This is a genomic window from Niastella yeongjuensis (assembly GCF_900110245.1).
Taxonomy (GTDB): Bacteria; Bacteroidota; Bacteroidia; order Chitinophagales; family Chitinophagaceae; genus Niastella; species Niastella yeongjuensis.
Map to the genome: position 1 here is coordinate 56,116 of NZ_FOCZ01000006.1, position 6,878 is coordinate 62,993.

Annotated in this window: 3 protein-coding genes; all 3 read left to right on the forward strand. The window is 46.1% G+C overall.

What is annotated here, in order from left to right:
• Positions 1–5 precede the first annotated feature (5 nt).
• From BMX95_RS17130 to BMX95_RS17140, 3 genes are read left to right on the forward strand one after another with little or no spacing between them, the layout of a single operon-like run.
• Entirely contained in the window at positions 6–2,921 is a 2,916-nt protein-coding gene (locus tag BMX95_RS17130; protein ID WP_081202315.1) for a sensor histidine kinase, read from the forward strand.
• A 26-nt stretch (positions 2,922–2,947) separates the two neighbouring features.
• On the forward strand, positions 2,948–5,854 hold the full coding sequence (locus BMX95_RS17135; RefSeq protein WP_081202316.1) for a ligand-binding sensor domain-containing protein: 2,907 nt from the start codon (positions 2,948–2,950) through the stop codon (positions 5,852–5,854).
• A gap of 21 nt (positions 5,855–5,875) precedes the next feature.
• A complete protein-coding gene (locus BMX95_RS17140) occupies positions 5,876–6,625 on the forward strand; it encodes a LytR/AlgR family response regulator transcription factor (RefSeq protein ID WP_081202317.1) in 750 nt (249 codons plus the stop codon).
• The last annotated feature ends 253 nt before the right edge of the window (positions 6,626–6,878 follow it).

Below are 6,878 nucleotides of genomic sequence, written 5' to 3' on the forward strand. Positions count from 1 at the left end.
AAGCTATGAACTGCAGATTGCTATTTGTTTTACTGGTTTTTTGTCCGCTGTTCCTTTTAAGCCAGGAGTACAGTTATACCCATTATGACAGCCGTGATGGTCTTGGCAGTTCCACCGTGTATTGCATGACGCAGGACAGGGAGGGATTTTTATGGTTTGGGACCGAAACCGGCGTAACCCGCTTCGATGGTACACATTTCAGAAGTTTTACGAAGGAAGACGGGTTGCCCGATAACGACATCATTCAGGTGTTTGCCGATTCAAAAGGGCGGGTATGGCTGGCGCCATTCAAAAAAACGGTCTGCTATTATTATAAAGGGGTTATTCATAACAGGACCAATGATTCTTTGTTACAAAAATTGCGCATTCAGGATAATGTGGTACGGTTTGCAGAAGACGGAGCCGGTAATATTTTATTACAGGAAGTTACCCGGATGCATTTGATACAAACAAATGGGCAAATAACCACATTCGCCAACAACGGCAGCCGGCCATGGAGTTTTGTATCCCAAATCGGCAGCCGCAGCGCAGGCGGTTTTTGGGTAATGGAAGATGGTAACATCTATATACTCCATAATAACCAGTTTACTTTATGGAAAACGGTGCCTTACGTGTATGATCATATTCATTTTGCGTTTGCCAATATGATCCAGGATAAGCTCTTTTACAGAAGCAGCCCTGATGAGGTAAATATATTATCGCTTAACGACCTCAGGCGGATTTCCTGCGCTTCAAACCAGAAGTATGAGGTTATCAACAGCGCAGCGATCGATAGCCGGTATGCCGCTTCGTGTACGCTGGAAGGCGCCTTTGTATATGATGCCAATTATCCCGACAGTATTCAGCGTCACCTTACCGGCATAGCGGTAAGTAATATGTTCAAAGATTCAGAGGGCAGCTGGTGGTTCACTACCATGGGAAAAGGCGTATACCGCCTCAATTCCCCGGTGGTACTGAATGCGCAACTGGCCGAAAAAAGACAGGTGCAGGTGCAATCCTGGATGGGAGAGGTGCCGGCAAGTAAAGAGCTGAAACAAGCCATCAATACTTTTAACCTGGTCCGTAAATATGCTTCCCCGAATGGAAAATGGGAAGCGCAATCGCAAACGCCATTTACCTGGTTCAATCACCTTCCCATTTTCAACCTTATTACGCTAAAGGACAACACCGTATTATTAGGGACCAAGTTCTTTTTGCAAAGACTAACGCCCGACCTGAACAGTATGATAGCTACCTTTTATCCTATTACTGTAAAGGCAATGTGCGCACACCGGAATTCCATTATTGTAACTTCACAGAGTTGTGTGGTCACCCTGGACCAGCAGACGTTAAAAGTGCAGGATACACTGTTACCTGAGCGGGCCACCTGTGTATTCTCCAACAATGATACGGTTTATATTGGCACCCTGAATGGTCTTTACCAGTTGTTGCCCGATAAAAGACTGGTTAACCTGGGTGAAAAGATGAGATCGTTGCAGGGCCGCATAACAGATGTGAAGGAAGATGCCAATTATGTTGTTTGGGTAGCTACTGCCGGGGATGGACTGGTGGGCTACCGGAACGGTGAACAGGTCAGGAATTTTTCCAGGCATAATGGGTTATCGAGTAATATTTGTCGCACGCTTTTTTATGAGAATGGCATTTTATGGGTGGGTACCGATAAAGGCGTAACCCGGATAAACGTGCTGCAGCCGGGGTTTCTCACTCAAAAGTATACCACCAGCGATGGGTTGTCGTCAGACATCATCGATGCGATCTATGTTACCAATAAAAAGGTATTTGTTGGAACGCCGGAAGGCATGACCTTTTTCGATGAAGAAAAAATGACCAGTCATTCGCGTTGCGATCTGCGGTTTACCGATATTACTATTAGCGGCAAAATTTATTATGCGGCTGATGCCCCGGTGCTGATACCCCATGCAAAGAACAATATTCAATTCAATTACGTGGGCATTTCGTACCGGTCGTGCGGCGATATCCTTTATCGTTACCGCTTACTGGGGCTCGATAGTGTGTGGCGCGAAACGCGGGGGACCTTTTTGAGCTATCCCGCCTTACCGTCGGGCGATTACCAGTTGCAGTTACAGGCCATCAATAAATTCGATATAAACAGCCAGGTGCTTACAGCTGGCTTCACTATTGAGAAGCTTTTGTACGAAAAGACCTGGTTCAAACTGCTGATCGTTTTGCTTTCGATGACCCTCACCAGTTTGGTAATGTGGCTGATCATAAGGCGCATCCGCAGAAGGGAGCAGGAGAAAACTTCCTTTGTAAAACGTATTAATGAACTGGAGCAATTGTCGCGCAAGGCGCAGATGAACCCGCACTTTATTTTCAACAGCCTGAACTCTATTCAGCAGTATGTGATGGACGCTGATGTAACGGGCGCCAATAAATTTATATCCGGGTTCTCGCGGCTTATCAGGCAAACACTTGACTTCTCTTCCCGCCCCGAAATAAGCCTGGAGGAAGAGCTGGATTACCTGACCAACTACCTTGACCTGGAGAAAACCCGGCTGGAAAATGCGTTCAACTGGTCGGTTTATGTCGACAAAACCGTACACCCGGCAGAGTATTACATTCCACCCATGATCCTGCAACCATTTGTGGAGAACAGTGTACGGCATGGCCTGCGTTTCCGCCGCGACAAAAACGGCAAGGTGACCATTACCGTGAAAAGGGAAAAGGAACACCTGATATGTATACTGCAGGATAATGGCATTGGCAGAAAGGCTGCCAGGCAGTATAAAAGCATTTCTCCCATCAATTATCAATCGAAGGGGTTATCTTTAACTGCCGACCGGATTGAGATGTTCAACCGGGAGCATGAGCAAAAAATTACCATGCATATCGACGATCTGGAAGATGAAAATGGCAATGCATTGGGAACAAGGGTAACAATAAGTTTCCCGGTTATTTGATTCCATATCCTTATTTTACAGGGCTTATGAATTGTAGGTTACTGCTGGTCTTATTCCTTCCTATTACTCCTTTGTTTCTGTACAGCCAGGAGTTCAGCTATTCCCGGTACGACAGCAGGGATGGACTTGCCGGCTCCACAGTATACTGCATGACCCAGGATGCAGAAGGCTTTTTATGGTTTGGGACTGAAACGGGATTAACGCGTTTCGATGGTACACATTATAAAAACTTTACACTGGAAGACGGGCTGCCCGATAACGAGATCATTCAATTGTTTGGCGACTCCAAAGGCCGCGTATGGATCTCTCCCTTCAGAAGGGCGGTAGCTTTTTATTATAAGGGTAAAATTCACACCAGTGAAAACGACTCGCTGTTGAAAAAGCTGAACATCCAGGATAACATAGTCAGGTATGCGGAAGACAGCGCAGGGAATGTATTGTTGCAGGAAGTAACCCGGCTGCATTTGATAACGCCGGCCGGCGACATATACACCTTTACCAGCTTTGCCGGCCAGCCGCTGGGGTATATTTCATTGGTGGCAGGCCGTAAGGAAGGTGGTTTTTGGGTGTTGCAGGATAACCATCTGCTTATTCTGGAACAAAACCGGTTTACGTTTTATAAAACCATCGTGTACAATGTTAAACATTTTAATTATGCGGCATATTCCAATGGAACGTTGCTGTTCAGGCGCAATGAAAATGAACTTTCCTACCTTACCCTGAACGATAACAGGCTGCTTAATTATCCATACAGTGTCAAATACAAACACATCAACTTCGACGTTATCGATGGCCAGTACCTGGTGACCTGTACCCGCTTAGGGGCATGGGTATACAATATAAACAACCCCAACAGTGTGTTGCATCATTTACCGGGTATTACCGTGTCGAACGTATTTAAAGACCGGTCTGGCAACTGGTGGTTCTGTACATTAGGCAATGGCGTGTACCGGTTAAACTCCACCGAAGTAAAAAATATTCATTTTAAGTCAGACAGGCAGCAGGACAATCAGGCAGTATCTGTTTTACAATATAAGAACTGGATGCTGGCCGCTACCACCCAGGGTGAAATGTATAAGCTCTCCGCTGAAACCGGAAAACAGGAAGGCCGCATCCCTTTCCATCTTAAGGGGCCGGTGCCCGATCCCTTACTGATAAAAAGTACGCTGGGTGATGACCGGGTTTACCTGGCCACCAAACATTATATCATCAAGCTAACGGAAGATCTCACCAGCTTTACACACCTGCTGAATTTTATATCTGTGAAAGCCCTGTGTACGTATGGCAAAACGTTTTTGATCGCTACGGAAAAGAACGTGTTGCAGGTTGACCAGGAACGTTTACAGATCCTCGATACTGTTTGGCGCGAACGCGCCACCAGCCTGTTTGCAGACAAAGATTCCATTTATATCGGCACCCTGAACGGATTGTACAAATTGACCCCCGGTAAACAGGCGTTGTACCTGGGCAGTGAAGTGCGTGCACTCAGTGGCCGCATTGCCGACATATGCAAAGACGATAACCAGGTTTTATGGGTAGGTACGGCGGGGGATGGGTTAATAGCCTGGAAAAACAACCAGCTGATCAAACACTTTACCCGAAAAGACGGGCTGTCTAGCAACATTTGCCGGCGGCTTTTTTATGAGCATGGCAAATTGTGGGTGGGCACTGAAAAAGGATTGAATAAAATACGGGTGTTACTGCCGGGTTACCCCATTGAAAAGTACACCACCAGTGACGGGCTTTCGTCGGACATCATAAACGCGGTGTATGCCAATAGCAGAAAAGTGTTTGTGGCCACTCCTGAAGGCGTTACTTTTTTTGATGAGGAAAAAATAGGCGGCCAGTCGCGCTGTGACCTGCGGGTCATCGATGTAACCATCGGCAACAAAACCTTTCATCCCAGCGAGGCGCCTGTATCGATACCGCATGCGGAAAATAATATTCAGCTTAACTATGTAGGCATCTCTTACAAATCGGGCGGTGATATCCGTTACCGGTACCGATTATTGGGCCTCGACAGCACCTGGCACGACACAAGGGAAACATTTCTCAACTATCCCGCCCTGCCATCAGGGGATTACAAGCTACAGCTGCAGGCCACCAATAAATTCGATATCAGCAGTCCGGTCGTTACCACCGGTTTTACCATCGAGAAACTGTTGTACGAGGAAAGCTGGTTTAAAGTGTTGATCTCACTTTTATTTTTAGCGGTTACCGGTGTAATAGTTTTGCTTATTGTTCGACGAATAAGGAAACGGGAACAGGAAAAAACAGCTACCAGCAAACGGATCAATGAGCTGGAGCAATTGTCGCGCAAGGCCCAGATGAACCCGCATTTTATTTTTAATAGTTTAAACTCCATACAGCAGTATGTAATGGAAGCCGACCTGGCGGGCGCCAATAAGTTCATTGCCGGGTTCTCCCGGTTGATCAGGCAAACGCTTGATTTTTCTTCCAAACCGGAGATTGGTCTGGATGAAGAGCTGGATTACCTGACCAATTACCTGGAAATAGAAAAGACACGTTTGGAAGACGCTTTTTCCTGGGTGGTGAATATAGAAAAAGGGGTTGATCCGGCCGTTTATTATATTCCCCCTATGATCCTGCAGCCATTCGTGGAGAACAGCGTACGCCATGGGCTGCGTTTTCGCCGGGATAAAAACGGGGTAGTGACTATTACTGTAAAGCGTGAACATGGGCATCTTGTATGCATTTTGGAAGATAATGGCATCGGAAGAAAGGCGGCCATGCAGTATAAAAGCATTTCGCCCATTAATTATCAGTCTAAGGGTTTATCTTTAACTGCCGACCGGATAGAGATGTTTAACCGGGAGCATGAGCAGAAGATCTATATGCAGATCGATGACCTGGAAGACAATTTTCACAATTCCTTGGGGACAAGGGTGACAATCTATTTTCCTGTTATTTAATATATTCATTTTCTTTGCTGTATGATTAATGCGTTAATTGTAGACGACGAACCAAAAAACATCCGAATCCTGAATGGACTGCTGAACGAAAGCTGCCCCGACGTACGTATAATCGGGGAAGCGGTGAGTGCTGAAACTGCCATTCCATTGATTGCTGAAACGCAACCTGACCTGGTATTTCTGGATATCGAAATGCCACATGGGAATGCTTTTGACCTGCTGGACAAAATCATGCCCATTGAATTTGAAATTATTTTTATTACTGCCTTCGATGCCTACACGCTGAAGGCTTTTAAATACAGTGCGCTCGATTACCTGTTGAAACCCGTGAGCATCGATGAACTGAAAACTGCGGTTCAAAAGGCCAAGGACCGCATCCGGTTCAAGAACATAAACGTACAGTTGCAGAACCTGATGTTCAACATCAATAAACCCAATTCCTCGCTACAGAAAATTGCCCTGCCTAATAACGATGGTCTCGTTTTTATTCAACTGGCGGAAATCATCCGTTTTGAAGCCAGGGGCGGCTATACCTACGTGTATGCCACGGATAACCAGAAATACGTATCGTCGCGCATTATCAAAGAATACGAGGAAATATTACCGGCCGATCTGTTCTTTCGCATCCATAACTCACACATCATAAACCTGAACTTTGTGAAGAAATACCATAAGGGACGGGGCGGGTTGATTGAGATGAGTGATAACGCCCTGATTGAAGTGGCTACACGGAGGAAGGATGAGTTTTTGGGCAAGTTTGGGTATAAGTAAGGCAGAGGGCAGAGGGCAGAAGGCAGAAGGCAGAAGGCAGAAGGCAGAAGGCAGAAGGCAGAAGGCAGAAGGCAGAAGGCAGAAGAATTTGGGAGATGCAAGATAATAAAGTATTCTCAAAGCTCGCGAGCCCACTCACTACTCACCACTCACTACTCACCACTCACTACTCACTACTCACAACTCACCACTCACAACTCACTACTCACTACTCACTACTCGCAATATCAGTACCAAAGACGTGCTTCTACTT

Bases quoted from the DNA above. Each gene is read 5' to 3' on its own strand.
- BMX95_RS17140 (WP_081202317.1), top strand. From the start codon at position 5,876: ATGATTAATGCGTTAATTGTAGACGACGAACCAAAAAACATCCGAATC.
- BMX95_RS17130 (WP_081202315.1), top strand. From the start codon at position 6: ATGAACTGCAGATTGCTATTTGTTTTACTGGTTTTTTGTCCGCTGTTC.
- BMX95_RS17135 (WP_081202316.1), top strand. From the start codon at position 2,948: ATGAATTGTAGGTTACTGCTGGTCTTATTCCTTCCTATTACTCCTTTG.